This window comes from Falsiroseomonas bella, assembly GCF_003173615.1.
Lineage (GTDB): Bacteria > Pseudomonadota > Alphaproteobacteria > Acetobacterales > Acetobacteraceae > Falsiroseomonas > Falsiroseomonas bella.
This window is the reverse complement of record NZ_QGNA01000001.1, coordinates 672748-697802: the sequence shown is the minus strand read 5'-3', so window position 1 is coordinate 697802 and position 25055 is coordinate 672748. Positions and strand designations below refer to the sequence as shown.

25 protein-coding genes and 1 tRNA gene are annotated in these 25055 nt (G+C 72.8%); 8 read left to right on the top strand and 18 right to left on the bottom strand.

The window, feature by feature from the left end; translation table 11 throughout:
- Positions 1 to 31 precede the first annotated feature (31 nt).
- Together ubiM and DFH01_RS03195 are read left to right on the top strand one after the other, a co-directional pair.
- Complete coding sequence (gene ubiM, locus DFH01_RS03200) at positions 32 to 1207, top strand: 5-demethoxyubiquinol-8 5-hydroxylase UbiM (protein WP_109868930.1); 1176 nt, start codon at positions 32 to 34, stop codon at positions 1205 to 1207.
- Between the two features lie 99 nt (positions 1208 to 1306).
- Positions 1307 to 2230, top strand: a complete 924-nt coding sequence (locus DFH01_RS03195; RefSeq protein WP_233255938.1) for a DMT family transporter — start codon at positions 1307 to 1309, stop codon at positions 2228 to 2230.
- Here the strand turns inward: DFH01_RS03195 and DFH01_RS03190 are convergent.
- The 4 genes from DFH01_RS03190 to DFH01_RS03175 form a co-directional block, all read right to left on the bottom strand.
- A complete protein-coding gene (locus DFH01_RS03190) occupies positions 2217 to 2630 on the bottom strand; it encodes a phosphatase domain-containing protein (protein ID WP_146216982.1) in 414 nt (137 codons plus the stop codon). The genes DFH01_RS03195 and DFH01_RS03190 overlap by 14 nt on opposite strands.
- Positions 2627 to 3460 (bottom strand): c-type cytochrome, encoded by an 834-nt coding sequence (locus DFH01_RS03185; protein ID WP_199231118.1) that lies wholly within the window; start codon positions 3458 to 3460, stop codon positions 2627 to 2629. Before DFH01_RS03185 ends, DFH01_RS03190 begins: the two co-directional genes overlap by 4 nt.
- A 126-nt stretch (positions 3461 to 3586) precedes the next feature.
- The gene (locus tag DFH01_RS03180; RefSeq protein ID WP_109868927.1) at positions 3587 to 4468 is read right to left on the bottom strand and encodes a CDP-alcohol phosphatidyltransferase family protein; all 882 of its coding nucleotides are present in this window, start codon (positions 4466 to 4468) and stop codon (positions 3587 to 3589) included.
- Positions 4465 to 5151: a phosphatidylserine decarboxylase gene (locus DFH01_RS03175; RefSeq protein WP_109868926.1), complete on the bottom strand. Its 687-nt coding sequence runs from the start codon at positions 5149 to 5151 to the stop codon at positions 4465 to 4467. The genes DFH01_RS03180 and DFH01_RS03175 overlap by 4 nt, the downstream gene beginning before the upstream one ends.
- Positions 5152 to 5196: 45 nt before the next feature.
- Here DFH01_RS03175 and DFH01_RS03170 point away from each other — a divergent pair, with 45 nt between their 5' ends.
- Positions 5197 to 5676 (top strand): hypothetical protein, encoded by a 480-nt coding sequence (locus DFH01_RS03170; RefSeq protein ID WP_109868925.1) that lies wholly within the window; start codon positions 5197 to 5199, stop codon positions 5674 to 5676.
- On the opposite strand, the gene DFH01_RS03165 is transcribed toward DFH01_RS03170, so the two are convergent.
- Complete coding sequence (locus DFH01_RS03165) at positions 5601 to 7073, bottom strand: LysM peptidoglycan-binding domain-containing protein (RefSeq protein WP_109868924.1); 1473 nt, start codon at positions 7071 to 7073, stop codon at positions 5601 to 5603. The genes DFH01_RS03170 and DFH01_RS03165 overlap by 76 nt on opposite strands.
- A 62-nt stretch (positions 7074 to 7135) precedes the next feature.
- Complete coding sequence (locus tag DFH01_RS28045) at positions 7136 to 7930, bottom strand: hypothetical protein (RefSeq protein ID WP_158287598.1); 795 nt, start codon at positions 7928 to 7930, stop codon at positions 7136 to 7138.
- A 110-nt stretch (positions 7931 to 8040) separates the two neighbouring features.
- Here DFH01_RS28045 and DFH01_RS03155 point away from each other — a divergent pair, with 110 nt between their 5' ends.
- Positions 8041 to 8739, top strand: coding sequence for a cytochrome b/b6 domain-containing protein (locus DFH01_RS03155; protein WP_109868923.1), 699 nt, complete (start codon positions 8041 to 8043; stop codon positions 8737 to 8739).
- A gap of 13 nt (positions 8740 to 8752) precedes the next feature.
- Here DFH01_RS03155 and motA read toward each other — a convergent pair whose 3' ends face one another.
- The 7 genes from motA to DFH01_RS03120 all read right to left on the bottom strand — a co-directional run bounded on the left by motA (position 8753) and on the right by DFH01_RS03120 (position 15809).
- A complete protein-coding gene (motA, locus tag DFH01_RS03150; RefSeq protein WP_109868922.1) occupies positions 8753 to 9619 on the bottom strand; it encodes a flagellar motor stator protein MotA in 867 nt (288 codons plus the stop codon).
- On the bottom strand, positions 9616 to 10725 hold the full coding sequence (locus DFH01_RS03145) for a flagellar motor protein MotB (protein WP_109868921.1): 1110 nt from the start codon (positions 10723 to 10725) through the stop codon (positions 9616 to 9618). Before DFH01_RS03145 ends, motA begins: the two co-directional genes overlap by 4 nt.
- A 71-nt stretch (positions 10726 to 10796) precedes the next feature.
- Positions 10797 to 11714, bottom strand: a complete 918-nt coding sequence (locus DFH01_RS03140; RefSeq protein ID WP_109868920.1) for a dihydrodipicolinate synthase family protein — start codon at positions 11712 to 11714, stop codon at positions 10797 to 10799.
- A gap of 11 nt (positions 11715 to 11725) precedes the next feature.
- Positions 11726 to 12733: a 4-hydroxythreonine-4-phosphate dehydrogenase PdxA gene (locus DFH01_RS03135; RefSeq protein WP_109868919.1), complete on the bottom strand. Its 1008-nt coding sequence runs from the start codon at positions 12731 to 12733 to the stop codon at positions 11726 to 11728.
- Positions 12730 to 14241 (bottom strand): tripartite tricarboxylate transporter permease, encoded by a 1512-nt coding sequence (locus DFH01_RS03130; protein ID WP_109868918.1) that lies wholly within the window; start codon positions 14239 to 14241, stop codon positions 12730 to 12732. Before DFH01_RS03130 ends, DFH01_RS03135 begins: the two co-directional genes overlap by 4 nt.
- The gene (locus tag DFH01_RS03125) at positions 14241 to 14732 is read right to left on the bottom strand and encodes a tripartite tricarboxylate transporter TctB family protein (RefSeq protein ID WP_109868917.1); all 492 of its coding nucleotides are present in this window, start codon (positions 14730 to 14732) and stop codon (positions 14241 to 14243) included. Before DFH01_RS03125 ends, DFH01_RS03130 begins: the two co-directional genes overlap by 1 nt.
- A 36-nt stretch (positions 14733 to 14768) precedes the next feature.
- Positions 14769 to 15809 (bottom strand): tripartite tricarboxylate transporter substrate binding protein, encoded by a 1041-nt coding sequence (locus DFH01_RS03120; protein ID WP_109868916.1) that lies wholly within the window; start codon positions 15807 to 15809, stop codon positions 14769 to 14771.
- A gap of 145 nt (positions 15810 to 15954) precedes the next feature.
- On the opposite strand from DFH01_RS03120, the gene DFH01_RS03115 reads away from it, so the two are divergent.
- Both DFH01_RS03115 and DFH01_RS03110 read left to right on the top strand, forming a co-directional pair.
- Positions 15955 to 16668 (top strand): FadR/GntR family transcriptional regulator, encoded by a 714-nt coding sequence (locus DFH01_RS03115; protein ID WP_109868915.1) that lies wholly within the window; start codon positions 15955 to 15957, stop codon positions 16666 to 16668.
- A gap of 30 nt (positions 16669 to 16698) precedes the next feature.
- Positions 16699 to 18078, top strand: coding sequence for an SAF domain-containing protein (locus DFH01_RS03110; protein ID WP_199231117.1), 1380 nt, complete (start codon positions 16699 to 16701; stop codon positions 18076 to 18078).
- Between the two features lie 13 nt (positions 18079 to 18091).
- On the opposite strand, the gene DFH01_RS03105 is transcribed toward DFH01_RS03110, so the two are convergent.
- Positions 18092 to 18166, bottom strand: a tRNA-Gln gene (locus tag DFH01_RS03105).
- A 213-nt stretch (positions 18167 to 18379) separates the two neighbouring features.
- On the opposite strand from DFH01_RS03105, the gene DFH01_RS03100 reads away from it, so the two are divergent.
- Complete coding sequence (locus DFH01_RS03100) at positions 18380 to 20128, top strand: M10 family metallopeptidase (protein ID WP_109868914.1); 1749 nt, start codon at positions 18380 to 18382, stop codon at positions 20126 to 20128.
- 2 nt (positions 20129 to 20130) lie between these two features.
- On the opposite strand, the gene DFH01_RS03095 is transcribed toward DFH01_RS03100, so the two are convergent.
- A complete protein-coding gene (locus DFH01_RS03095; protein ID WP_233255937.1) occupies positions 20131 to 20898 on the bottom strand; it encodes a creatininase family protein in 768 nt (255 codons plus the stop codon).
- A gap of 72 nt (positions 20899 to 20970) precedes the next feature.
- Here DFH01_RS03095 and DFH01_RS03090 point away from each other — a divergent pair, with 72 nt between their 5' ends.
- Entirely contained in the window at positions 20971 to 22224 is a 1254-nt protein-coding gene (locus tag DFH01_RS03090) for a c-type cytochrome (protein WP_109868913.1), read from the top strand.
- On the opposite strand, the gene mdoH is transcribed toward DFH01_RS03090, so the two are convergent.
- The 3 genes from mdoH to DFH01_RS03075 form a co-directional block, all read right to left on the bottom strand.
- Positions 22214 to 23881, bottom strand: a complete 1668-nt coding sequence (mdoH, locus tag DFH01_RS03085) for a glucans biosynthesis glucosyltransferase MdoH (RefSeq protein ID WP_109868912.1) — start codon at positions 23879 to 23881, stop codon at positions 22214 to 22216. The two genes, DFH01_RS03090 and mdoH, sit on opposite strands and share 11 nt — an antisense overlap.
- Positions 23882 to 23932: 51 nt before the next feature.
- Positions 23933 to 24655: a tellurite resistance TerB family protein gene (locus tag DFH01_RS03080; RefSeq protein ID WP_109868911.1), complete on the bottom strand. Its 723-nt coding sequence runs from the start codon at positions 24653 to 24655 to the stop codon at positions 23933 to 23935.
- A 96-nt stretch (positions 24656 to 24751) separates the two neighbouring features.
- Complete coding sequence (locus DFH01_RS03075; protein ID WP_109868910.1) at positions 24752 to 25051, bottom strand: CcdB family protein; 300 nt, start codon at positions 25049 to 25051, stop codon at positions 24752 to 24754.
- Positions 25052 to 25055 lie beyond the last annotated feature (4 nt).

Genomic DNA, 25055 nt, shown 5'->3' with positions numbered 1-25055 from the left:
GGCGCGGGCGGGATCCGCGGAGGGTTCGGGGATGGAATGCGACATCGCCGTCATCGGCGCTGGCCCTGCGGGGCTTTCCTTCGCGCGGCTGCTCGCCGGCAGCGGGATTTCCGTCGTGCTGGTCGAGCGCGCGCCGGAAGCGGCCATCGCCGATCCCGCCTTCGATGGGCGCGAGATCGCGCTGACCCATCGCTCGCAGGAAATCCTGCAGGAGATCGAGGCCTGGGACCGCATCCCGGCCAACGAAATGGCGCCGCTGCGGCACGCGCGCGTGCAGGACGGCGCATCCCCCTTCGTGCTGGATTTCTCGCCGCCGGGCGAGACGCCGCTCGGGATGCTGGTGCCGAACCACCTGATCCGCCGCGCGCTGCACGAGAGCGTGCGCGAGACCGGCTGCGCGACACTGCTGGCGGGGGTTGCCGTGACGGCGGTGGAAACCTCGCCGCGGCATGGCCGGCTGACGCTGGCCGATGGCCAGACGATCCGCGCGAAGCTGGTGGTCGCCGCCGACACGCGCATGTCGGAGGCGCGGCGCCAGATGGGGATCGCGACGCGCATGCGCGACCTCGGCAAGTCCATGCTGGTGGCCCGCGTCGCGCATGAGAAGCCGCATGGCGGCGTCGCGACGGAGTGGTTCGGGCACGGGCAGACCGTGGCGATGCTGCCGTTGAACGGCGACGTCTCCTCCATCGTGCTCACCTTGTCGGCCCGCGAGATCGCAGACCTCATGGCGATGACGCCCGAGGCTTTCGGCGCCGATGCGACGCGGCGCACGCAGGATCGCTGGGGCGCGATGCGCCTGGTCGGCACGCGCCATGCCTATCCGCTGGTGACCACCTACGCCATGCGCTTCGTCGGCACGCGCTTCGCGCTGGTGGGCGATGCGGCGGTGGGGATGCATCCGGTCACCGCGCATGGCTTCAATTTCGGCCTGGCTGGCGCGGCGCGGCTGGCGAAGGAGATCCGCGCATCCCTGGCGCGCGGGCGCGACATCGCCGATCCCGGCGGGCTGCTGCGGTATGAGCGCGCGCATCGGATCGCGACGGCGCCGCTCTACGCCGCGACCAACACCATCGCGAGCCTCTACACGGACGACCGTGCGCCGGCGCGCCTCCTGCGCGGCGCCGTGCTGCGGCTCGGCTCGGCGCTGGCGCCGGTGCGGCGGATGGTGACCGCGCAGCTCATGGAAGCGACGCCCGCGCGTTGAGCCCTCTCCCCCCTTTGGGTGGAGAGGGAGCAACCGCGCATTCCGGATGCGCGCAACACGCGGATGGCGCGCGGGGCCGAAGCGGGCCCAGATACCGCCATGCCGGGCCCGATGACGCCGCAGCAATGGGGATTGCTCCTCGCCCTTTCCCTGGTCTGGGGTGCGTCCTTCTACTTCGTCGCCATCGCGCTGACGGGCTTTCCGCCCTTCACCATCGTGCTCGCGCGCGTCGGGATCGCCGCGGCGGCGCTGCTGCTCGCCTGCCGGCTGCTCGGCCTGGCGCTGCCGCGTGGGCGGGAGGCGTGGATGGCCTGCGCGGGGATGGGCCTGCTCAACAACGCGCTGCCCTTCGTGCTGATCGTTACGGCGCAGCTCTTCATCCCCTCCGTCCTCGCGGCGGTGGTGAATGCGGCGACGCCGGTCTTCGCGGTGCTCTGTGCGCACTGGTTGACCACGGACGAGAAGCTCACGCCGAACCGCCTGGCTGGCACGCTCACCGGCCTGCTCGGGGTCGCCATCCTGGCGGGTCCCGCGGTGTTCGCGGCCGGGCATGGCGCGGAGCTGCTCGGCATCGCGCTCGCCCTCGGCGCCTGCCTCTCCTACGGGCTCTCGGGCGTCTGGTCGCGGCGCGTGAAGCGGGCGGGGCTCGCCCCGCTGCCGACGGCCGCCGGGCAGTGCCTGTCCTCGACGCTGATGCTGCTGCCGCTGGTGCTCATCTTCGACCAGCCCTGGACCTTCGCCGCGCCGCCGGCTTCCGCCGTGCTGGCGCTGGTCGGCTTCGGCCTGTTCTCGACCGCGCTCGCCTACTGGATGTTCTACGCGCTGATCGCCCGTGCCGGGGCGACGAATGCCATGCTGGTGACGCTGCTGGTGCCGGTCACCGCGCTGCTGCTCGGCACGCAGATGCTCGGCGAGACGCTGGCGCCGCGGCATTTCGCGGGCATGGCGGTGATCGCGCTCGGGCTGCTGCTGATCGACGGGCGCGTGACCGGGTGGCTGACCGGCGTCCTCAGGGCCAGGTGAAGCCCCGCGCCATCGCCTGCTGCGCCTCCGTCTCGGCGGCATGCGGCAGGTAGTGGCGGCGCACATAGTCCAGCGGATCGCCCTCCACGCCGGCCGCGCGGGCGAGGCAGGCGAGGAACAGGCCGGTGCGGCCGATGCCGGCGCGGCAGCCGACATGCAGCGGCCGCTCCGGCTCGGCCTCGAGCTGCGCCAGCGCCGCCGCGACCGCCGCGCGCAGCGCCGCCGGATCGGGCAGGCCGAAATCGGGCGTCGGCAGCGCGATGTCGGCCAGCCACGCCTTCTCCGAGGCGGCTTCCAGGCAGACGCCGAAGGCGCCCTCCGGGATCGCGTCGAAGGGGCCGCCGGTGATCGTCACCGCGCGGCCCGCCACGGTCAGCGGCAGGGTGCCGCGTATCCTCACTGCCGCGCCGGCAGCGAGCGCAGATAGGCGATCAGGTCGCTCATGTCGCGGTCCGACATGTTCGCATAGGCGTAGAAGGCCATCGGCGGCATCAGGCGTGACCCGTCTCGCGCGACGCCGGTGCGGATGGCGCGCGCGATCTCCGCGTCGCTCCATTGGCCGAGGCCCGTCGGGGTGAGGTTGCGCGCCACCGCAACGCCGCCGGGACCGGGGAATTGCTGCCCGCCCGCGCCGATGCGCGTCATGTCGAGATGCCCGTTGGCGCCCATTGGCGTGTGGCATTCCATGCAATGGGCGACAGGACCGGCCAGGTACTCGCCGCGCGCCACGGCGTTGTCGGCCGGCGCGGCGACCGAGGTGACCGGCGGCCCGTAGTTCGGCGGCAGCGGGATGCGATAGACGCTCTTCTCCACCGCGTTGCGGATCGGCGGCACGGTGCGGAGATAGGCGACCATCGCGGCCAGGTCGCGATCCGACAGGTGGCGATAGAACGCGATGGGCATCGGCGGGCCGATCAGGCTGCCATCGGGGCGGATGCCCTCGCGGATGGCGCGCGCAATCTGGGCGTCGGTCCAGCGGCCGATGCCGGTCTCTGGATCCGGCGTGATGTTGGAGGCGACGGCGCGGAAGGGCGGCGCGTCGATGGTGAAGCCGCCGGCCAACTCGCGGCCGGGGATGTTGCCGGTCGGGCCCTTCGGGGTGTGGCAGTTGCCGCAGGCGGCGGTGACCTCGACCAGGTAGCGCCCGCGCTCGAGCAACGCGGGATCCTGGGCGAGGGCGGGCCCGGCCAGGCACAGCGCGGCCACGGCCGCACTCAGCAGACGTTTCACGTGCTTTCGCTCCCTCAACGCGCCGCGAAGGCGCGCAAGGATGCTGCACCGACCTTCCCCCGATAGGCAACAACCTGCCGGTAGCCGCTGAGCCTGCCCGCGCCACCCTGGCGGGAAGCGCGAGGGTCAGGGCAGGTTGGCGGGTGCCTTGGGCGGATCCTCGATCAGCGCCTCGGCCTCCGCCTTCAGCGCCAGGTAGGACCGCACGGAGAAGGGCAGCATGCCGAGATAGATGATCCCCGCCGCCGCCAGCGCCGCCCAGGGCTCCGCCACCAGCAGCGCGACATAGAAGCCGACGCCGAGCAGAAGCGGCAGCACCGCGGAGCGCGGGACCTTGAAGTTCTTGAACGACCAGGTCGGGAGGGTGCTCACCATCAGCCCCCCGACCGCGATCAGCACGATGGCGACGAACACCGGATGGCGGATCGCGGCGGCAAAGCCCTCCCAGCCCCATTCGCCGAAGGCGATCGCGGCAAACAGCGGAAACAGCGCGCAGCCCGCGCCGGCCGGCGCCGGCACGCCGGTGAAGAAGTTGTAGGCATAGGCCGGCTTCGGCTTCTCCAGGCCCACATCCAGCGCCGCGTTGAAGCGCGCGAGGCGCAGCGAGGAGCACACGGCGAAGAGCAGGCAGGGCACGAAGCCCAGCGGCCCGATGGTGTTCATGGACCAGAGATACAGCACCAGCGCCGGCGCCACGCCGAAGGAGAGGAAGTCGGCCAGGCTGTCGAATTCCGCGCCGAAGCGGCTGGTCGCCTTCAGCAGCCGCGCCAGCCGCCCGTCCAGCCCGTCGATGACGCCGGCCACCACGATGAAGGTCGCCGCCTGCGGCCAGCGGCCGTCGATGGCGAAGCGGATCGCCACCAGCCCGGCGCAGAGGCCGAGCATGGTCAGGATGTTCGGGATCAGCCGGTTGAAGGACAGGCCCTCGAAGCGCGGTCGCGTCCGCGGCCGGAAGCGCCGGCCGAGGCGCCGGTGCAGCGAGGCGGGCCGCCGCGCCGGCTCGCTCATCGCGGCACCAGCGGCGGCAGCTCGGCGATCACCGTCTCTCCGCCGATCATCGTCTGGCCCTCCGCCACCATCGGCCGCACGCCCTCGGGCAGGTAGACGTCCGTGCGGCTGCCGAAGCGGATGATGCCGAAGCGCTCGCCGGTGGCCAGCATCTCGCCCTCCCGCACGGTGCAGACGATGCGCCGCGCGATCAGGCCGGCGATCTGCACCACCGCCAGGTCGCGCCCGTCCGGCGTGCGGATCGCCAGCGCGTTGCGCTCGTTGTCCTCGCTCGCCTTGTCGAGCGCGGCGTTGACGAAGGCGCCGTGGCGATAGGCGATGCGCGTGACGCGCCCCTCGATCGGCGCACGGTTCACATGCACGTCGAGCACCGAGAGGAAGATCGCCACGCGCCAGCGCGGCGCGTCGCCCAGGCCGAGCTCGGCCGGCGGGACGGCGGGCGCGACGGAGACGACGCGGCCATCGGCCGGCGCCACCACGGCATGGTGCCGGGTCGGCACCACGCGCTCCGGGTCGCGGAAGAAATACAGGCAGAATGCGGTGAAGGCCGCGCCGATCCAGAACAGCCAGCTGCCGAGGATCAGGCCGCCGATCACGGCGACCGCGGCGCCGCCCCAGATGAAGGGCCGGCCAGCGGGGTGCGGCTTCGCCAGCACCATGCGAATGGTCGAGGAGAGGTCCATGCGGCGGGTTATGGTCCCTTCACCTTTCCCGGACAACATGAGGCCATGCCGTCCGCCCCCGATCCGGCGTGCCGCAAGGCCTGCCCGCCCGATGCGCCCTTCCCGCATGGTCCCTTCCTGGTCGAGGGGGATGGCAGCCTGCACCCGCGTGCCGCCCCCTCGCTCCGCTTCGTCTGGCGCGGGCGCCGCTGCGAGGCGCGGCTCGCGGAGGGGCGGATGCGGCTGACCGCCACGGCCGGCGCCATCCCCTACACCGCCGAATCCCCGGGGCATCGGGCGGGCACGTTGGCGGCCCTCGGCGCGCTGCCGGCGGATCTTCCGGTGGGCTGGCGTCTCAGCCTGCTGCCCGACCATCGCCTGCGGCTGGAGGCGGAGGAACAACTGCCGGCGCCGACCACGGCCACCGCCCTGGTCGGGCGGATGGTGGGCTTCGCGCTGGCCCTCGATCCCTATCTGGACCGGCTGGAATCGGCTGGCGCGGCCGATGCGCCCTCAGGCGACATGCCCGGCATGGTGAAGACCTGACCCGGGAAGATCAGGTTCGGGTTGCGGATCTGCTCGCGATTCGCGTCGTAGATCACCGTGTAGCGCACGCCCTGGCCATAGACGGCGCGCGCCAGCCGCCAGAGGCTGTGGCCGGGCTGGACCACGATGCGTCCGTCGCTGGTCGCCGCATCCGGCAGGCGGTCGCGCTGGAAGGGCACCTCGATGCGCGCCGCGACCACGCCCGCCGCGGCGATCTGGTCCACCCGCAGCCGGTGCCGGCCGATCTCCACGGCCTCGCCGGGTGCCAGCGCCCAGCGACCCTGGTCGTCCGCCTGGGCATCCCCGGCGTGCCGGTCGTTCACATAGAGCCTGAGCGTGGCGCCGGGCGGCGCGGTGCCGGCGAAGCGGATGCTGCCGGCGTCGTCATAGTCCACCTGGCCGATCGCGAGGCCAGGCTGCGATGCGGCCCGTTGCAGCACACGGGCCTCCGGCTGCGTGCCGGGCAGCAGCACGACCAGCGGCTGGGCGGGCGTCTCCGCGCGGCGTGAGGGCGGTTCCTCGCGCGGTGCCGGAGCCTCCGCAACGCTCCGCGCCGCGTCGCGCGGCTCGGCGGCGGGCGGTGTCGGGCGCGGCGCGGCGGCCTCCGGGCCCGGTGCGGCGGCGGCGAGCCGGTCCGCCGGAGGCGGCGCGGCCGGCGCGATCGACGGGGCTCGCGCCACGGCATGGTCCGTGGCGGCGGGGGCCGGGTCGGGGCGCGCCGGCGGCACCGGCGATGCAGTGGCGCCCCGCGGCTGCGCGGCCTCGGCCAGCGTGGTGGGCGGCGCGCCGCGCGGCGTCTCGGCCACGGCCGGGGCGGGCTCGGGCACCACCACCACGACGGTGTCCGGGCCGACCACCTCCTCGCCGCCAAGGCGGGCGAGCAGCATGAAGCGGCGGGTGCCGGGCCGCAGCGGCTCCGGCGGCAGGATCACCCACTCGCCGCGGGCATCGGCGCGCGCGCGCGCGATCTCCCGGCCATCCTCCATCAGCAGCACTTCCGCGCCCGCGGCGGCGCGGCCGGCGACCACGGCGGCACCGCGCGCGCCGACCCGCACCACGTCGAAGCGCGGCGGTTCCTGAGGCGCGGGCGCAGCCTGGGTCGCGGCGGTGGCGGCGGGCGGCGAGGCGGCCGGCGTCGTCGTCGCGGCCGGGGGTGTTGCCGCCGGCGGGGCTGCGGCCACGGCGGTCGGCGGCGTTGCGCGGCGCGGCTCCGCCACCGGCGCGGCGGGCGACGGTGCGGATGCCGGCGCCGCGACGGGCGCCGGTGCGGCAGCCGAAGGCGCGGCGGGCGAGGGCATGGGTGCCGGGGCCTCGGCCACGAAGCGCGCCGCCACGAAGCCGGCCAGGCCCGCGGTGACCAACACGACGATGAGGAGCGCGCGCCCGCTGGCCGTCATCGATTCGCTACCGGAGCCCCCCGACACTGCCGAACCGGCTCGGCAGTCAAGTCAAACATGTGTCAGCGTATCAGGAAAGCGAAGATCCCGCAGCCGGTCGCGACGAGCACTGCGCCCAGCACGGCGCCCATGCGGCCGGCCAGCCTCGCGCCGAGCGGGATGCCAACCGCGGCGGTGAGCAGCGGCGCGGCCGCCACTACCCAATCGGCGGCCGCGCCGCGCGCGATCACGGGCAGGGAGGCCAGCGCCACCGTCGCGCCGGCCACGGGAAGCGCCGAAAGGGCGGCCGGGCTTGTCTGACGGGACGGCACCACAGCGGCGGCCAGCGTCGCCGCCAGCAGCACCGCCGCCAGCACGCCCTGTGGTCCTGGCATCGGCGCGAGCAGCAGGCCGCCGAGCAGCGCGGCTGCGGCCGCCGCCGGCGACCAGCGCGGCGCCAGCGCCCGCGCCAGCAGGAAACTCGCCGCAGCCACGCCGGCCAGCACCGCCGCGCCGCGCGCGAGGTCGGCCCGCACCAGCGGCGCGCCGGCCATCCACCAGCCGGCGAGCAGCGCGCCCAGCAGCGTCGCGGGCAACGTGACGCGCGGCCAGCGCCGCGCCGGCGGCAGCAGCAGCGCCACCGCCAGCAGCAGCATCAGGACCAGCAAGGGCAGCCGCTCGGGCAATTGCCGCGGGCTTGCCGTCAGCAGGCCGAAGCTGAGCCACCAGCCGGCGAGCAGCCCGGCGCCGGCGGCGATCCCGGCCGGCAGCGGCCGGCGCAGCAGCCGGGCCGCCCCCGCCAGGCCAAGCGCGACGACGAAGCCCAGCGCGGCACCGCGCTGGAGCTGCAGCGACTCGATCAGGTCCGGCACCGCCATGGCCGTTCTCCTGCCCGCCGCGGGCGCGATCGGCAAACCGTCACCGACCGAAACTTGCCCGGCGCGGCGCTGCCCCAGCACAGTGCGCCGGCAGGACAGCGGGACATCGCATGACGCAAGCGACGGATGGGGGCGCGACGCGCCGGCTGAAGGTGTGGGATCCGTGGGTGCGGCTGGTCCACTGGTCCATCGTGATCCTGCTCCCCGTCTCCTGGTGGACCGCCGAGACCGGCCGCTTCGACCTGCATTTCCTCTCGGGCTACGCGATCCTGGCGCTGGTGCTGTTCCGCATCGCCTGGGGCCTGGTCGGGTCGGAGACGGCGCGCTTCGCCCACTTCCTGCGCGGCCCCGCCGCGGCGCTGGGCCACTTGGCGCATCTGCGCCGGCGCGATGCGCCGGTCGAGATCGGGCACAACGCCGCGGGCGGCTGGATGGTGCTGCTGCTGCTGCTGCTGCTGCTGGTCCAGGCCGGCGCGGGGCTCTTCGCCGACGACCAGGTGATGAGCCGCGGTCCGCTGGCGCGCCGCGTGGACCCGGCCTTCGCCGATGCCGCGACATCGGTGCATCTGCGGGTCTTCTGGGTGATCGTCGCCGCCGCGGTGCTGCATGTGCTGGCGGTCCTCGCCTACCGCGTGCTGCTGCGGCGGAACCTGGTGAAGCCGATGGTCACCGGTGTGCTGGAGGTGCCGCGGGAATCGCCGCTGCAGGCGCCGCGCATGGGCCATGCGCTGCTCGCCGTCGCCCTGCTCGCGGCGGCGGCGGCCTTCGCGTGGTGGATCTCCACCCTGCGGCCGCCCTCCTTCTTCTGAGCGGCACGCGCGGTCAGCCGATCACCAGGTTCTGCAGGCTTTCCTCGAGCTCCTGGAAGGTCGGCATGGAATGGCTCGGCGCCATCTTGCGGCCGGTCTCCACGGCGACCTGGGGCGCATTGCCGTGCAGATGCGCGACGAGGACGGCGCGGATCACCTCGAAATACTTCGCCTCCTCCTCGACGATGCTCTTCAGCCGCGTCGCCAGCGGCCCCATCAGCCCGTAGGCGAGCAGAACGCCGAGGAAGGTGCCGACCAGCGCGCCGCCGATCATCTTGCCGAGTACGGGCGGTGGCTGGTCGATCGAGCCCATCGTCTTGATCACGCCGAGCACGGCGGCGACGATGCCGAGCGCGGGCAGCGCATCGGCGATGGTCTGCATCGCGTGGGAGGGGTGCATCTCCTCCTCCTTCAGCTTCTTCAGCTCCCGCGCCATCACGTCCTCGATCTGGTGCGGATCGTCGGCGTTCATGCCGATCATGCGCAGGTAGTCGCAGATCAGCGCGACGACATGGTGGTCGCCGGCGATCTTCGGGAATTTCTGGAAGGCCGCGGATTCCTGCGGGCGCTCGATATGCGCCTCCAGCGCCATCGCGCCCTTCTGCTGCGCAAGCCGCACGAACCAGTAGAGCAGCGAGAGGATCTCGACGTAGTCCGACTTGTGGTATTTCGGGCCCTTGAGGATCTTCCCGAAGCCGCCGAGCGTGTGCTTCACGTCGTGCATGCTGTTGGCCATGACGAAGGCGCCGATGGCCGCGCCGCCGATCATCATCATCTCGAAGGGCAGGGCGCCCAGGATGATGGCGAACTTGCCGCCGGCGATCAGGTAGCCGCCGAACACCATCACCAGCAGGAAGACGAAGCCGGCGATCGCGGTCATGGCGTGGCGGTTCCGGCGGCGCGCGGGGCCGCGGCCTCCTGCCGGGGTGGCGGGGGCGGCTCGCGCAGCAGGGTGATGGCGACGCGGCGGTTCGCGGCGGCGGTCGGCTGGTCGGGCAGCAGCGGCTGGCGTTCCGCATAGCCGGCGACGCTGCGGATCCGGCCTTCCGCCAGGCCGGCCTCCGCCAGCAGGCGCCGGGTCGCGTTGGCGCGCTCCGCCGACAGATCCCAGTTCGAGCGGTCGCCGCCGCCGCGGAAGGGCGTGGCATCCGTATGGCCGGTGATCGCGATGGCGTTCGGCAGCCGCGCGGCCACCTGCGCCACGCGCGCGATCAGCTGGCGCGCCCGCTCGTTCGGCGCGGCGCCGCCGAGGGCGAACATCGGCTGGCCGTCGGCGTCCAGCAGCTGGATGCGCAGGCCCTCCGGCACCTGCTCGATGCGCAGCTGCCGGCCGAGTTCCGCCAGGGCGGGATCGCCGGCGACCATGCGGCGGATCTCCTCCGCCGCCTGCTCGAAGGCGGCGCGCTCGCGGCGCTCATGCTCGGCGCGCAGCTCGGCGTCGGAGAGGTTGCGCGGGTCGGTCGCCTCGCCGGTGCCATCGGCGCGGCGCGCGCGCGGGGCGTCCCATTCGCGCGCCTCCTGCGCGACATCACCGGGCGGCGCATCGGCGCGGGCGGTGCGGACGCGGCGCGGGTCGTTCTCCTCGTCCTCGCCCTCCGGCCCCTCGCGCATCGGCACGGGGCGGGCGACGACGGTGCTGTCGTCCTCCGTCTCCACATCCGGCAGGACGGGCAGCGGACCGCGCTCCACGCGCACAGCGCCGGTGTCCTGCGTCATCTGCTCGGAGGCATGCGGCGTGCGGCCGCCGAAGGGCTCGCCGGAGCCGGTGGTGCTGCGGCCCAGCACGTTCGTCGGCGCGAAATAGTCGGCGATGCCGCGCCGCTGCTCCTCCGTGGTGGCGTTGAGCAGCCACATCAGCAGGAAGAAGGCCATCATGGCGGTGACGAAGTCGGCATAGGCCACCTTCCAGGCACCGCCATGGTGCCCGTGCCCGCCTTCCTCGACCTTCTTCAGGACGATCGTCGCCCCGTTGCCGCCTTTTGCCATCGCCCGCGCCGGAAGCCTCCGGGCGCGGGTATGGGGCGGGGCGGGTTAAGGCCCGGCTAAGCGCGCGCCCGTCACCGCCCCCACCGCAGCACCAGCGGATCGAGCCGCCGCGCCACCTCGACCAGGCCCGCGCGCGTGGCCGGGTGCAGCGGCGCGATCGGGGCGCGCGGAGCGCCGCAGCGGATCACGCCGCCTTCCTCCATCAGCGCCTTGGCGGCCAGCAGCCCGCATTGCCGGTTCTCGTAGTTGATCAGCGGCAGCCAGCGGCAATAGGCGTCCATCGCCGCTTCGCGGTCGCCGGCGAACCAGGGATCGGTGATCCGGCGGATGCCGTCCGGGAAGCCGCCGCCGGTCATCGAGCCTGTCGCCCCGGCGTCGAGATCGGCCATCAGCGTGATCGCCTCCTCCCCGTCCCAGGGGCCGACGATCGCCTCGCCGCCGAGCGCGATCAGGTCGCGCAGCTTGGCCGCGGCCTGCGGCACCTCGATCTTGAAATAGGAGACATTGGCGATCTCGCGGGCCATGCGCGCCAGGAAGGGTGCGGAGAGCGTCGTGCCCGAGACCGGCGCATCCTGGATCATGATCGGGATGGAGATCGCATCCGAGACGCGACGGAAGAACTCGAAGATCCCCGCCTCGCCGACGCGGATCGTCGCACCGTGATAGGGCGGCATGATCATCACCATCGCCGCGCCCATCTCCTGCGCGCGGCGGCTGCGCTCGGCGCAGACATGGGTGGCGAAATGCGTCGTGGTGACGATCACCGGCACGCGGCCGGCGACATGCTCCAGCACCACCCGCATTACCCGCTCGCGGTCCTCGTCAGTCAGCACGAACTGCTCGGAGAAGTTCGCGAGGATGCAGAGTCCCTCGGAGCCCGCATCGATCATGAAGTCGATGGCGCGCTTCTGGCCTTCCAGGTCCAGCGCCCCATCGGCGTGGAAGATGGTGGGGACGACGGGGAAGACCCCGCGATAGGCTTGCGGCATCGGAACCTCCTTCACGCCGCCGCGCGGCGTCGCGCGCCCATGGCGCAGGCCAGGTCGAAGGCCGCCTGCAGCGCGCCGACGCGGGCGACGCCCTTGCCCTGGATGTCGAAGCCGGTGCCATGTGCGCAGGTGGTGATCGGCACCGGCAGTCCGCCCGCGACGGTGATGCCGCGCCAGAATCCCATCAGCTTCATCGCGATCTGCCCCTGGTCGTGGTACATCGTCACGATCGCGTCCACGTCCCGCGTGCCGTCGGCCTTGGGCTGGGCGCGCAGGAAGATGGTGTCGGCCGGATAGGGCCCCTCGCAGGGCAGGCCGCGGCGGCGCGCCTCCTCCAGCGCGGGGCCGATGATCTCGATCTCCTCGCGGCCGAAGGCGCCGTTGTCGCCGTTGTGCGGGTTGAGGCCGCAGACCGCGATGCGCGGCCGCTCGATCCCGGCCTGCAAAAGCGCGTCGCGGATCAGCGCGACGGCGCCGATCACCTTCTCCGGCGTGATGAGGTCGGCCACCTCGCGCAGCGCGACATGGCTGGTGACGCGGCAGGTCCAGAGGCCGTCGAGCACGTTGAACTCGCTGTGCGCGCCCTTGTGGCCCAGCACCTCGGCGAACCAGTGCAGCTCGTCCGGATGCCCCATCTTCGCCATGTGCAGCGAGGCCTTGTTGAGCGGCGCGAAGCAGATGCCGTCCACCGTGCCGGCCTGCGCGAGCGAAAGGCACTCGCGCAGCGTCGCCATGGCATGCGCGCCGCCTTCCGCGCTGGACTGCGCTCGCGGGATCGGCGCCGCGCGGCGAAGCTCGTGCAGCGCGATGCGGCCGGGCGCGACGGCCGCCGGGTCGTTCACGCGCGTGATCGGCAGGTCCACGCCGGCGATGCGCATGCCTTCGGCCAGCTCGTCCGGGTCGGCCACCAGCAGCAGCGCCGCCTTCTGACGGTTGCCCTCCTCGGCGAGCAGCTTCGCCATGATCTCGGGCCCTATCCCGGCGGGATCGCCGAGCACGAGGGCGAGACGGGGAATCATGCGGCAGGTCTCCGGCTGAGTTGCACGCCGCCGCGCAGCAGCCAGGCCAGCACGGGCCAGGCGAGCAGCAGCAGCGCGAGGGTGGTGATCGAACCGACCAGCCAGTTCGACCAGAAGACGGTCAGGTTGCCCTGGCTGATCAGCATGGACTGGCGGAACGCATCCTCGGCCTTGTCGCCGAGCACCATCGCCAGCACCATCGGCGCGATCGGGTAGTCCAGCTTCTTCATCAGATAGCCCAGCACGCCGAAGCCGATCGCGAGCAGCACGTCGAAGCCGCTGCCCGAGACCATCCAGGCGCCGGTCAGGCAGATCGCCATGATCAGCGGCGCCAGCAGCCCGAAGGGCGCGCGCATGACGGAGGCGAAGATCGGCACGGTCGCCAGCACCAGCACCACGGCGACCAGGTTCGCGACATACATGCTGGCGATCAGGCCCCAGACGAAGTCGGGCCGGTCCTGGAACAGCATCGGCCCGGGCTGCAGGCCCCAGATCATCAGCCCGCCCAGCATCACCGCCGCAGTGGCCGAGCCAGGCACGCCGAGTGCCAGCATCGGCAGCAGCGCCGAGACGCCCGCCGCGTGGTCCGAGGTCTCGGGGCTGACCACGCCTTCCGGCTCGCCGCGCCCGAAATTGTCGCCCCGCTTCGAGAAGCGGCGCGCGATGCCGTAGGACATGAAGGAGGCCGCGGTCGGCCCGCCCGGCGTCAGCCCCATCCAGATGCCGATCGCCGCGCTGCGCAGCAACGCGACCCAGTAGCGCGGCAACTCCACCAGCGTCTTCAGCACGGCGGCCAGCCGCACGCGGGCGCGGATGCCTTCCACCTTTTCCGTCTCGTCGGCCGTTGCCAGCAATTCGCCGATGCCGAACAACCCGATCACCGCGACCAGGAAGGAGATGCCGCGCACCAGCTCGTCCTGCCCGAACGTCAGCCGCATCTCGCCGGAGACGGTGTCCATGCCGATGGTGGCGAGCGAGAGCCCGACCAGCAGCGAAACCGCGGTCTTCAGCGGATTGGCGCCGCCCATGCCGATGAAGGCGCAGAAGGCGAGGAGATAAACGGCGAAGTATTCCGCCGGGCTGAAGCGCAGCGCGAATTCGGCGATATCGTCGGCCACGATGGTGATGGTGATCACGCCCGCCAGCGCGCCGAAGCCCGAGCAGAGGAAGGCGAGCGAAAGCGCCTCCGCCGCGCGGCCCTGCTTCGCCATCGGATGCCCGTCGAAGGTGGTGGCGACGGAGGAGGGCTCGCCTGGGATGTTGAACAGGATCGAAGTGGTCGAGCCGCCGAGCAGCGCGCCCCAGTACATCGAGCTCAGCAGGATGATCGCGCTGACCGGCGGCATGAAGAAGGTGAGCGGCATCAGCAGCGCGACGCCGTTCGGCGCGCCGAGCCCGGGCAGCACGCCCACCAGGATGCCGATCAGCACGCCCGCCACCATCAGCCCGAGGTGATAGGCGGTGAGCGCGACCTCGAAGCCGTGCAGGAGGGCGGGCAGGCCTTCCATCAGTAGATGCCCAGCGCCTCTTCCAGCGGACCCTTGGCCAGCGGCACGCCGAGCCATGTCTCGAACAGCAGGAAGAAGGCGGCCGGCGTGCCGAGCGCCAGGGCCAGCGCCACGGGCCAGCCGGCCCGCGCCTCGACGCGCGCCATCCACAGCAGGAACAGCGCCATCGGCACATAGGTGCCGAGCGGCGCGATCGCGATGCCGAAGACCAGGGTCGGCGCCAGCAGCCGCGCCACGCGCCGCAGTGCGCCCGGCTCGGCGAAGCGGCCCGCGGCGGCGCGCAGTTGCAGCAGCGCGAGGATCGCCGCCACGCCGATCAGCAGCAGGCCGATGCGAAGCGGGAAATAGCCGGCGCCGGGGCCGGTCGGGCCCCAGCCCGTGTCGTGCTGAAGCGCCCCCAGCACCACCACACCGCCGAAGCCGGCGGCGCCGAGCGCCATGCCGAGCTCGGCGGCGCGGCGACCGCCGAGGCGATCGTCCGGCCGGCTCATCACCCGTGTCCCATGCCGGCCGGACGCGTCACCGGATCAGCCCTGCTCGACAAGCCAGCCGTATTCGCGGAAATGCGCGCGGTTCGTCGCCTCGTCCTCGCGGATGAAGCTGGCGAGCTCCGCGCCGGTCTGCCACAGGTCGCCCTGGCTGCCGGCCTGCAGCCAGGCCTTCCATTCCGGCGTCTCCCGCACGCGGGACAGCAGCTCGGTCCAGAAGGCCGCCTGCGCATCCGTCGTGCGCGCCGGGAGCCAGACCGTGCGCGGCATGCGGAAATCGGCGGGGCCGATGCCGGCCTCGGTGGAGGTCGGGATGTCGGACCAGCCGACGCCGTCATGCACCTTCTCGGTCAGCGTCAGGCGTTGCGGGTTGAAGACGCAGAGCGGGCGGACGCGCCCGGCGCGCCACTGCGCGACATTCTCCGCCGGGTTGTTGGTGTTGGCCTCGACATGCTTGCCGGCCAGCTGGATCGCGACCTCGCCGCCCGAGCGGAACGGCACGTAGGTGAAGGTCACGCCCGTGGCGCGCTCGATCTGCTTGGTCAGGATGTGGTCGGTGTCGCGCGCCTGGCTGCCGCCCATGCGGAAGGTGCCGTTCTGCGCGCGCGCCGCCTCCACGAGGTCCTTCGCCGTGCGGTAGGGTGCATCGGTGTAGGTCCAGAGGATGAACTCGTCCGCGGCCATGGAGGCGACGGGGCGAAGATCCGCCAGGCCGTAGCCGACGCGCGTGACCAGCGGCATCAGCCAGACGTTGTTGGTGCCGAACACCACCTTGTGCGGGTCGCCCGCGGCGCCGCGGCCATAGACGAAGGCCTCGGTGCCCGCGCCGCCGCCCTTGTTGGAGACGATGATCGGCGTGCGCATCAGGTTGTGCTTCTGCACGATGGACTGGACGATGCGCGCGAACTGGTCGGTGCCGCCACCCGGCCCGGCCGCGACGATGAACTCGACCGGGCGCGCCGGCTGCCAGGACTGCGCCAGGGCGGGGCGCGCCAGAAGCGCGGCGCCGGCGCCGAGCAGCAGGCCGCGGCGCGACGGCACGAAGCGCGACGATGCGTGAGGCGATGCAATGCGGGTCATTGGCGGTTCCTTCCCAAGGTCGTTGCTCGATCCGGATCTTGCGCCGGCTTCCGCGCGGAGCCTGGACGAGCCCGACCAAACTTGTCAACCGGACCGATGACCGGACCAGTGGACCGGCCGCCCGGTCCTGCGTTACGCTTGCGCGATGCAACACAGCTTCGACCTGCTGCGCTCCGCCGTCTCGAAGCGCACGATGCGCGAGCAGATCACGGACCGGCTCGCCGGCATGATCGCGTCCGGCCTGCTGCGTCCCGGCGACGCCCTGCCCGGGGAGCGGGAACTGGCGGCGCAGCTCGATGTCAGCCGCGAGACGGTGCGCGGCGCCATCCAGGCACTGGCCGCGCGCGGCCTGGTCGAGGTGGCGCAGGGCGCGCGCTCCCGCGTGCTGCCGGCGGCCAGCTGGGTCGCGCGGCCCGGCCCCGCGGCGCGCTATACGCCCGAGGAAGTGCATGGCGCGCGCCTCGTGCTGGAGGTCGCCGCGGCGCGCGACGCCGCGCGCAACGCGGATGCGCCGACGCGCGCCAGGCTGACGCAGTTGGCGGAGGAGCAGGGCCGTGCGCTGGATGACGCCGCCGCCTTCCACATCTGCGGTTCGGAATTCCACGCGACGCTGCAGCGCGCCGCCGGCAATCGCCTCCTCGCCGCGCTGCTCGCCGAGGCGTATGGCCAGTCGTCCGAGCTCAGCCATCGCGCGACGGCCGCGCCGGGCGCGATGCGCCGGTCCTGGCTGGATCACAAGCGCATCGCCGCGGCGATCGCCGCGCGCGACCCGGAGGCCGCGGCGGCTGCGATGCGCCAGCATCTCGACCGCATCGGCAGGGCCGCGAAGCGCGCGGAGGACAAGCGCGACGCCGCCTGAACGGCGCGCAGTTCCGGAGGAAGCACGACGGTGCAGTTCACCACGCTGTTCCGGCCGGCCATGGAGCGGCCGGTCACCGCCGCCCTGCTCGGTTGCGGCGAGTTCGGCCTGTCGCTGATCGCGCAGGCCCGCCGGCTGCGCGGGCTGCGGATCGTCGCCGCGCTGGATCTCGACACCATGCGCGTCGCCGCGGCGCTGGCCGAGGACGGCGTGCCGCATGCGCGCTGCGACGGACCGGCCGCGATCCGCGCCGCGCTGGCGGCCGGCGCCATCGCGCTGACCGAGCGGCTCGACGACCTGCTCGCCATTCCTGAGCTCGAACTGGTGGTGGAGGCGACGGGCCATCCGGAGGGCGCGGCGCGGCATGCGCTGGCGGCCATCGCGGCGGGCAAGCACATCGCGATGGTGTCGAAGGAATCCGAATGCGTCGTCGGCCCGCTGCTGGCGGCGAAAGCGCGCGCGGCAGGCCTGTCCTACACGCTGGTGGAGGGCGACCAGCCCGCGCTGCTGGTCGGCCTGATGAGCTGGGCGGAGACGCTCGGCCTGCCGATCCTCGCCGCGGGCAAGAGCAGCGAATACGACTACGTCTTCGATCCCGCCACCGGCCGCACGCGCTGGCTGGCGGAGGAGGTGGCGAGCCCCGGCCTCGCCGCGCTGATGACCCTCGGCGACGACCCTGCCGCCACCATCGCCGCGCGCGCGGAGGCGCTGGCTGCGCTGCCGCAGCGCACCGTGCCGGATTATTGCGAGATGGCGCTGGTGGCGAACGCCACGGGCTTCACCATCGCGCGGCCCGATTTCCACGCGCCGCTCGCGCGCACCCCGGAACTGCCGGAGCTTTATGGCCTGCGACGCACAGGCGGGCTGCTGGACAGCGCAGGCGTCATCGATGTCTTCAACTGCCTGCGTCGCCCGGACGAGGCCTCCTTCGCCGGCGGCGTCTTCGTCGTGGTCGATCTTGCGGACAGGCGCACGGGCGAGCTTTTCGCCGTCAAGGGCATCCCGGTCTCGCGCGACCGAAGGCGGGCGCTGATCTACAACCCTTCGCACCTGCTGGGCGTGGAGGCGCCGATCTCCGCCATGGCGGCGGGCCGGCTCCGCCACGTGATCCCGGCGGAGGGCTACCGGCCGGTGGTGGATCTTGTCGCGCGTGCCGCGCGCGACCTGCCGGCGGGGCACCTGCTGGCCATCGAGGGTAACCGCCATGCCGTGCCGGGGCTGGATGCGCTGCTGCTGCCGGCTGCACCGGCGCGCGGCGAGGCGCCCGCCCCCTACTACCTTGCGGTCGGCCAGCGCCTGCGGCGCCCCGTCGCGGCCGGGGCGCTCATCACCTGCGCGGATCTCGACATCGCCACGGACGGCCTGCTGTGGCGGCTCCGGCAGGAGCAGGACGCGCTGTTCGCGGGATGAGCCAGTTGGAAGCTGGTTGGGGCGCCAGGATTCGAACCTGGGAATGGCGGTACCAAAAACCGCTGCCTTACCGCTTGGCGACGCCCCAGCCGGCCCTCCGTTAGCCCGGACGGGCGCGGCGTTCAATCTGCCGGGCGCGCGACGCCATCGCCCTGCGGCTTCACCAACTCTTCATCGCCGTCCTTCAGGATGCGACATGCGGGGCGCGCCGGCGCGTGGCCCCGCGTCCCGCAGGAGGCGGAGGCCGGCCAGGTCATGAGGACGGGCCGCCACGCCGGATCCTCCGCGACACCGCCCCCGCATGTGCTGGCAGTGCTGGGCCTCCACCGGCTTCAGCTCCGATTCCCCGGATTCGCCGCTCGGCGTCGCCGCCGTGGCGGCCGTGCCGACCGCGCCGCGGCTGTTCCTGGCCCCGACCGGCCATGCCGGCGTGGACGGGGTGTTGAGCGGCTTCGCCTGGAGCCTCGGCGACCCCGTCTCCTTCGCCTTCCCCGACAGCGCGGGCGACTACGAAGCCTTCTACGGCGCCTCCGAGCCCGCGCGCGGCTTCGCGCAGGTCGGCACCGTCATGCGCGACGCGGTGCGCAAGATCCTGCTCGGCGACGCGGCGGGCGTGGCCTCCGGGCCGGGCAGCCCGGGGCCTTCCGTCCTTGCCTTCACCGGCCTCGAACTGGTCGAGACGGCGCAGGACAGCTGGGCGGATATCCGCATCGCCCGCTCCTCGGCTCCCTCCACCGCCTGGGCGTATTATCCGAACGGGCGCGAAGGCGGCGATGTGTGGTTCGGCGGGCGCTACAACTTCGATTCGCCGCGCCTCGGGACCTACCAGTTCATGGTGGCGGTGCATGAGCTCGGCCATGCGCTGGGCCTGAAGCATCCGCATGAGAGCTGGAACGGCTACGGCGCGATGCCGCTGGAATGGGACAGCCTGGAATTCACGGTGATGTCCTATCGCTCCAAGGTCGGCGCCTCGACCAGCGCGGGCTACACCAACGGCACCTTCGACTACGCGCAGGGCTGGATGATGCTCGACATCGCCGCGCTGCAGGCGATGTACGGCGCCGACTACACGCACCGCGCGGGCGACACGGTCTATCGCTGGGACGCGGCCACCGGCGAGAGCTTCGTGGACGGCATCGGCCAGGGCGCGCCGGGCAACGGCATCGGCGGCAACGCCAACCGCGTCTTCCTCACGATCTGGGATGGCGGCGGCGTGGACACCTACGACCTGTCGAACTACGGCGAGGGTGTCTCGGTGGACCTGGCGCCGGGCGGATTCTCCGTGCTGTCGGCCGCGCAGCTCGCCACGCTCGACACGCGCGACGGCACCAAGGCGCGCGGCAATGTCTTCAACAGCCTGCTCTTCGAGGGCAACGCCGCTTCGCTGATCGAGAATGCGGTCGGCGGCGCCGGCGCCGACACGTTGGCCGGCAACCAGGCCGGGAACCGGCTGCAGGGCGGCGCGGGCAATGACTGGCTCGATGGGCGCGAGGGCGCGGACATGCTGATCGGCGGCCTGGGCGCCGACACGATGCTCGGCGGCGCGGGCTTCGACAGCTTCGTCGTGGACGATGCGCGCGACGTCGTCATCGAGGCGGCCGGCGCGGAGCTGGACCGCCTGATCGTGGCGACGACGCAGGCGGTGACGCTGCCGGCCGGCGTCGAGATGCTGTGGCTCGGCGCTTCGGGCGGCATCGGCATCGGCAATGACGGGCACAACCTGCTGGTCGGCGGCGCCGGCGCCGACCGGCTGGACGGCCGCGGCGGCAAGGACCTGATCGAGGGCGGCGGCGGCGCCGACACGCTGCTGGGCGGCACGGGCGCCGACAGCTTTGTGCTCCGTCGCGGCGATGGATGGGACCGGATCGAGGATTTCGCGCCGGGCCAGGACAAGCTGGTGCTGACCGGCTTCGGCCTCACCGTGTCCGAGGTGCTGGGCCTGCTCGCGACCGTGCCAGGCGGGACGTCTCTCGACCTCGGCGGCGGCGATGGCGTGCTGCTGGCGGCATTGGCGCCGGGCCAGCTCTCGTCAGGCGACTTCGTGCTTTAGCCTCACGCCCAGAGCTCGGGCCGCGCCATCTCCTCCGCGATGCGCGAGGCGGCGGCTTCCAGCAGGCGCTCGCCCTTTTCCGCGCTGGCCGCGCGGGGATCGCCGAGCACGCCGGTGTCCGTCATCTCGATGAAGCCGCGATGGCGCTTGAAGCCGGGCGGCGCCGGCGGCACGGCGCGCTTCGGCACGGCGCGCGCGATGTTGTCGGCGCGCACGCCGTCGGGCTGCACCGCCATCACCATGGAGGTCTCGGCCTCGCAGGCGTGCTGCACGTTGGTCTGGGTTTCCAGGATGGCGGCGAAGCGGTCGGCGGCGGCCTGCCAGTAGGTGACGCCCACCACCGGCACGCCGAGCGACTTGGTCAGCTCGATCGCGGCCGTGAAGATCGCCTCCACATTGCCGCCATGGCCGTTGACGAGCCCGATGCGCCGGAAGCCGTGCCGCGCGACGGAGCGCGCGATGCCGCCGACCACCGCGGCGAAGCCGTGGATGTCGAGCGTCAGCGTGCCGCCGAAGGGCATGTGATGGTCGGCGAGGCCCGACCAGATGCAGGGCGTGACCAGTGCCGGCGTGCCGGCCGCCTGCAGCTTGCGCGCCGTGCGCTCGGCCACCGCGGAGGCCAGCCACATGTCCACGCCCGTCGCTAGATGCGGCCCGTGCTGCTCGATGGAGGCGGTCGGGATCAGCACGACCGTCTCGGGCCTGGCGCGCGCCTGGATCTCGGCGGCGGTCAGCCGCGCCCAGGCGACCTCCTCGTCATGCTTCGTCACGCGCGGATCTCCTGGCAGGCGGATCAGGGCGGGGATGGTTGCAGGCGGCGGCGAGTTCGGCAATTTGCCGGCATGCGTTTCCTGCTTCTGCTCCTGTTGCTGCTTGCGCCGGGCCTCCGCGCGCAGGAAGCCGTGCATGGCGGCCCGGTGCGGGCGCTGGCCGTTTCCGGCGGCGCCCTGGCCTCGGCCGGCTTCGACCAGTCCATGATCGTCTGGGACCCGGAGGCGGGGCGCGCCCGCGCGGTGGTGCGCTGGCATGCCGGGGCGGTGAACGCGTTGGCGCCGCTGCCGGGCGGCGGCTTCGCCTCGGCCGGTGAGGATGGGCGCATCGCACTGTGGCCGGCGCGGCCGGGGCTGCAGCCGGCGCGGGTGCTGGAAGGCCATACCGAGCCCGTGGCCTCGCTCGCGCTCTCGCCGAATGGCAGCCAGCTGGCCTCGGCGGCGTGGGACGGCACGGCGCGCCTGTGGACCCTCGCGACCGGCGAGGCGCGCGTGCTGGAAGGACATCGCGGCAATGTCAACGCGGTGGCCTTCCGCCCCGACGGCACCCTCGCGACGGCAGGCTTCGACGGCACGGTGCGGCTGTGGCCGGCGGGTGAGGCGGGCCTGGTGCTGGCCGAGTTCGGCTTCCCGCAGAACGCGCTCGCGGCGCTGCCGGACGGCACGTTGGCGGTCGGCGGCGTGGACGGGATGCTGCGGCTGGTCGCGCCCGATGGCGTGGTGCGGGAGGTGCGGGCCGGCGCGCGGCCCGTCGTCGCGCTGGCGGCGGCGCCGGATGGCGCGCTGCTCGCCGCCGCCTCGCTCGGCGGCAGCGTCACGCTGTGGGATCCCGCCACGCTGCGGCTGCGCCACACGCTGGAAGGTCCCGGCCTGCCGGTGTGGTCCGCCATCTTCGCCGCCGACGGCCGCAGCCTCTGGACCGGTGGCACGGATCGCCGCGTGCGGCGCTGGGACGTGGCGACGGGCCGGCCCATCGGCCCGCTCGGCGCCGATGCGGACCAGGCGATCCCCGAGGGCGCCGACCCGCATGGTGCGCGCGTCTGGCGCGCCTGCGCCGCCTGCCATTCGCTGACGGCTGAGGGCGGCAACATGGCCGGGCCGCATCTGCACAACCTGTTCGGCCGCCGCATGGGCAGCGTGACGGGCTACGAGTATTCCGAGCGCCTCGCGCGCGGCGACATCGTCTGGACGCGGGAGACGGTGGCGGACCTGTTCACCCGCGGACCGGACATTGTGACGCCGGGGACGAAGATGCCGGTGCAGCGGGTGGACAACGACCAGGACCTGCGTGCGCTGCTCGATTTCCTTGAAGTCGTCACGAGGTAGCCAGTTCCTCCGGCGTCGCGGCGATGCGGCGCGCGCGCAGCCAGGCGGAAAGCGCGGGATCGGCGCTCCACACGCAGAGCGGCACGGCCAGCACCATACCCAGCGTGAAAGGCAGGGCGAGCAGCAGCGCCGCTGGCGAGACAGTCGCGAAGGCCAGCGTCAGCGCAACGCCTATGAGGGTGTGGGGCCAGAGCAGCCGCGCCGCGTCGCCCCAGGCAATGCCACGCTCCGCGCGGTTCTGCGGCGCCCAGCCGGTGCGGCGGCCGAAGGGCAGGCTCGCCAGGAAGATTGCCTTGTTGAGCGTCGAGAGCGGCTCGAACAGCTGCATGAAGGCGATCTCGGCGAGCGCGCCCTTCGCAAAGGCGATGCGCCCGCCATAGCGCGCCGCGACCTCGCCCTTCAGCAGCGCATGCGCATAGCCGGAGAGTTTCGGCGAGAAGTAGCAGAGCCAATGCGCGAAGACCGCGAGCGCCAGCGCGCACATCGGCGTCCCGGCCCCGCCACCCGAAACGGCGTTGATCGCGGCAAGCAGCAGGATGGCCGCGTAGAGCGGCGCGCCAAGAAACAGAAGAATCGCCTGGAGCAGTTGCAGGCGGCCCATGGCGGTGAAGTTCGGCAGGCGCAGCAGCTGCCAATACTGCATGTTGCCGGCACCCCAGCGCTCATCGCGGCGCATGAATTCCGGCATGGCGGGCGGGTTCGCCTCCAGGCTGCCCTCTTCCGCCGGCAGGCAGCGCACGCGCCAGCCGGCGGCCTGCAGCCGCACCGATTCCACCATGTCGTGGGACAGGATGCGGCTGCCATCCGGCAGCGCCTCCAGCCGCGCATGCTGCCGGAAGGGCTCGCAGCGGATGATCGCGTTGTGGCCCCAATAGGGCCCGGCATCGAGCTGCCACCAGGCCTGCCCCGTCGCCCAGCTCCGCATGCCTGCGCGCATGCCGAACTGGAACAGCCGCGGGAAGGCCGCGACGGCGGGCCGCCCGACGATGAGCTGCTGCACGATGCCGAGGCGCGGATCGGCCTCCATCACCGCGACCAGGCGCAGCACGGCCTCGGCCGTCATCACGCTGTCGGCGTCGAGCGTGATGAAGAATTTTTCGTCGGTGGCGTGATGATCGAGGAAGTCCATCACGTTGCCGGCCTTGAAGCCGGTGTTTTCCGTCCGGCGCCGGTAGCGGACATTCGCGCGCCCCTCGGCGAAGCGCGCCACCGCCGCTTCCTCGGCCGCGGCCAGTGCGGCGTCCTGCGTGTCGGAGAGCAGCCACAGACGAAAGCGGTCGCCGGCTTCCGCCGCCGCCAGATCATCCAGCAGCCGCGCCAGCGGCGGCAGCACCGCTTGCATGTCCTCGTTACGGATGCAGACGGCGAGCGCGGTGACGGCGTTCGGCACGCCCGGCCGCGCTTGCCGCAGCGCCGGCAGAACCGCGCCGGGCGGATCGCGCGAGCCCAGAAGGATGGCGAGCCCCACCAGCGAGTTCCCGGCCGAGAGCGCCGCCCAGGGCGTCACCAGCAGCACGGCGAGCAGGATCAGCCATTCCGCCAGGCTCACGCCGCCCGGCGCGAGGGCGCGCCAGGTCAGCCAGAGCAGCAGCAGGGCGATGGCCGCGACCAGCGCGCCGAACAGCGCACGCCGTAGCCCAGGATTCTCATGAGTCACGCCCGCGGCATCGGCCAGGATGATGGCGGGCGTGCGGCAGGCCGCGCGGGATCAGCCCACGCGCTGCGCCTCGGCCTCGATCTGCGCGACGAGGCCGTCCGGCAGCGACAGCCGATGCGCGAGCGCCGCGAGCCAGGCGCGTTCGGACGCCTCGTCCGGGTCGATGGCGAGCCGCGCGGCGAGGTAGAGCTCCGCCGCCTGCTCGGGCGTCGCGGCGCCAGCGGCGATCTCCTCGAAGGGGATGTCGCGGCGCAGCAGGTCGAAGACGAAGGCCTTGGCTTCGGCGTCCAGCCCGGCGCGCTCCACCGCCTCGAAGATCGCGCGCTGCTCGGCGGCGTCCACATGCCCGTCGGCCTTGGCCGCCGCGACCATGGTGCGGACCAGGGCGAGCTCGAAGGGCGTGCCGTCGGCGGCGGGGGCTGCGCTTGGCAGAAAGCGATCCGAGGCGGGCTGCGGCGTGCCGGACGCGGGCTGCGCACCCTGCTGCGCCTGCCAGTTCTGCCAGGCTCGATAGGCCAGCGCGCCGAGCGCCGCCGCGCCGCCATAGCCGATCGCGCCGCCGGTCATCTTCCGCAGCTTCTTGCCGCCCAGCATCGTCGCGAGCAGGCCTGCCCCGGCGGCGAGCCCGGCAGCACCGCCCGGCACATGGCGCGTGATGTCGGAAAGCCCGCCGGGAAGCTGGAAGCCCGCGCCGGGCGCGGCCGGCGCGCCTGGCGGGCGGTTGCCGCCCTGCGCACCGAGGAAGCGGTCGAGAAGCTGCTTGGCGTCGATCATGCCCCCGATTTCGGGTGGGGCGCGCAACGGATCAAGCGCGAGGCCGGCGCGGAAACACGGCGGAAACAGACTGAACGAGTTCGTGATCCGCCGCGCTCAGAAGCCGGTCAGCAACAGGTCCAGGGCGCGCGTGATGTCGTCGCGATGAGCATCCAGGGTGCCGACCACGGGGCCAAGTTCCCGCTTCGGCACGGCAGCCATGAATTGCGGAAAGAGGATGTGCGGCCCGTCTTCCAGCTCGAATTGCGGATTGAGGCCCCGCGCCGGCGGGGGTGCCCCCGCCGCCGGCAGAAGCGGCGCAACCACGCGCGTGGAGAGGTGGGCGTGCAGGTCGTGCTGGAGGTTGAGCAGATAGCCGCCACCCCGAGGAATTCGATGCAAGTCGTAGCGCGGCACCGGA

What these genes read in the sequence shown, in the direction of transcription:
- DFH01_RS03090 (WP_109868913.1), top strand. Translation starts at nt 20,971, where the DNA reads ATGCGTTTCCTGCTTCTGCTCCTGTTGCTGCTTGCGCCGGGCCTCCGC.
- motA (WP_109868922.1), bottom strand. Translation starts at nt 9,619, where the DNA reads ATGACCGCGATCGCCGGCTTCGTCTTCCTGCTGGTGATGGTGTTCGGC.
- DFH01_RS03170 (WP_109868925.1), top strand. Translation starts at nt 5,197, where the DNA reads ATGCCGTCCGCCCCCGATCCGGCGTGCCGCAAGGCCTGCCCGCCCGAT.
- DFH01_RS03125 (WP_109868917.1), bottom strand. Translation starts at nt 14,732, where the DNA reads ATGAGCCGGCCGGACGATCGCCTCGGCGGTCGCCGCGCCGCCGAGCTC.
- DFH01_RS03165 (WP_109868924.1), bottom strand. Translation starts at nt 7,073, where the DNA reads ATGACGGCCAGCGGGCGCGCGCTCCTCATCGTCGTGTTGGTCACCGCG.
- DFH01_RS03140 (WP_109868920.1), bottom strand. Translation starts at nt 11,714, where the DNA reads ATGCCGCAAGCCTATCGCGGGGTCTTCCCCGTCGTCCCCACCATCTTC.
- DFH01_RS03175 (WP_109868926.1), bottom strand. Translation starts at nt 5,151, where the DNA reads ATGGACCTCTCCTCGACCATTCGCATGGTGCTGGCGAAGCCGCACCCC.
- DFH01_RS03130 (WP_109868918.1), bottom strand. Translation starts at nt 14,241, where the DNA reads ATGGAAGGCCTGCCCGCCCTCCTGCACGGCTTCGAGGTCGCGCTCACC.
- DFH01_RS03080 (WP_109868911.1), bottom strand. Translation starts at nt 24,655, where the DNA reads ATGATCGACGCCAAGCAGCTTCTCGACCGCTTCCTCGGTGCGCAGGGC.
- ubiM (WP_109868930.1), top strand. Translation starts at nt 32, where the DNA reads ATGGAATGCGACATCGCCGTCATCGGCGCTGGCCCTGCGGGGCTTTCC.
- DFH01_RS03180 (WP_109868927.1), bottom strand. Translation starts at nt 4,468, where the DNA reads ATGAGCGAGCCGGCGCGGCGGCCCGCCTCGCTGCACCGGCGCCTCGGC.
- DFH01_RS28045 (WP_158287598.1), bottom strand. Translation starts at nt 7,930, where the DNA reads ATGGCGGTGCCGGACCTGATCGAGTCGCTGCAGCTCCAGCGCGGTGCC.
- DFH01_RS03135 (WP_109868919.1), bottom strand. Translation starts at nt 12,733, where the DNA reads ATGATTCCCCGTCTCGCCCTCGTGCTCGGCGATCCCGCCGGGATAGGG.
- DFH01_RS03120 (WP_109868916.1), bottom strand. Translation starts at nt 15,809, where the DNA reads ATGACCCGCATTGCATCGCCTCACGCATCGTCGCGCTTCGTGCCGTCG.
- DFH01_RS03155 (WP_109868923.1), top strand. Translation starts at nt 8,041, where the DNA reads ATGACGCAAGCGACGGATGGGGGCGCGACGCGCCGGCTGAAGGTGTGG.
- DFH01_RS03195 (WP_233255938.1), top strand. Translation starts at nt 1,307, where the DNA reads ATGCCGGGCCCGATGACGCCGCAGCAATGGGGATTGCTCCTCGCCCTT.
- DFH01_RS03115 (WP_109868915.1), top strand. Translation starts at nt 15,955, where the DNA reads ATGCAACACAGCTTCGACCTGCTGCGCTCCGCCGTCTCGAAGCGCACG.
- DFH01_RS03145 (WP_109868921.1), bottom strand. Translation starts at nt 10,725, where the DNA reads ATGGCAAAAGGCGGCAACGGGGCGACGATCGTCCTGAAGAAGGTCGAG.
- DFH01_RS03100 (WP_109868914.1), top strand. Translation starts at nt 18,380, where the DNA reads ATGTGCTGGCAGTGCTGGGCCTCCACCGGCTTCAGCTCCGATTCCCCG.